The following is an 873-nucleotide window of genomic DNA, read 5'->3' as shown; positions in this document are numbered from 1 at the left end:
AGCCGTAGCGGTAACGCTGCTGCTGGGGTCGAGTTTTGCCCCAGTGAGTTCCGCGCAGGAGATAAATCCGTTGTCAGGATTAAGGACAACTGGGCAGAATTGGATAGCTCAGAATAGTAGCACTCAAGAGGGCGATCGGTTGTTGCAAGAAGGAGTGCAACTCTTTCGGCAAGGAACCGCAGAATCGTTGCGAGAAGCCCTGCAAAAGTTGGACGCCGCACGCCAAGCGTATCGCGCCGCAGGGAATGCAGCAGGTGAAGCAGCCGCCCTGGTAGGAATGGGTCGCATTTCCGATTTACTTGGAGACAAGCAAACGGCGCTAGACTACTACAACCAATCCTTGCCCCTGACACGGGAAGTGGGGCATAAGGCAGGGGAAGCAACTACCCTCAACAATATTGGCCGGGTTTACCACGACCTGGGAGACCAGCAAACGGCCCTAGACTACTACAACCAATCTTTGCCCCTGTTCCAGCAAGTGGGGGATAAGGCAGGGGAAGCAACTACCCTCAACAATATTGGCGGGGTTTACGACGCCCTGGGAGACAAGCAAACGGCCCTAGACTACTTCAACCAATCCTTGCCCCTGAGACGGGAAGTGGGGGATAAGGCAGGGGAAGCAACTACCCTCAACAATATTGGCGGGGTTTACTCCGACCTGGGAGACAAGCAAACGGCCCTAGACTACTTGAACCAATCCTTGCCCCTGTTCCAGCAAGTGGGGCATAAGGCAGGGGAAGCAACTACCCTCTCCAATATTGGCCAGGTTTACTCCGACCTGGGAGACCAGCAAACCGCCCTAGACTACTACAACCAATCCTTGCCCCTGTCTCGGCAAGTGGGGGATAAGGCACAGGAAGCAACTACCCTCAA

General features: G+C 55.0%; 1 protein-coding gene. It reads left to right on the top strand.

The window, feature by feature from the left end; all coding sequences use genetic code 11:
- Nucleotides 1-61 precede the first annotated feature (61 nt).
- The coding region (locus LKK83_RS26320) for a tetratricopeptide repeat protein (protein WP_324634439.1) at nt 62-873 on the top strand (812 nt) is incomplete at its 3' end.

Source organism: Phormidium sp. CCY1219 (genome assembly GCF_035615515.1).
Taxonomy (GTDB): domain Bacteria; phylum Cyanobacteriota; class Cyanobacteriia; order Cyanobacteriales; family Laspinemataceae; genus CCY1219.
Note: the sequence above shows the minus strand (reverse complement) of the source record. Positions and strands in the feature narration are given on the sequence as shown.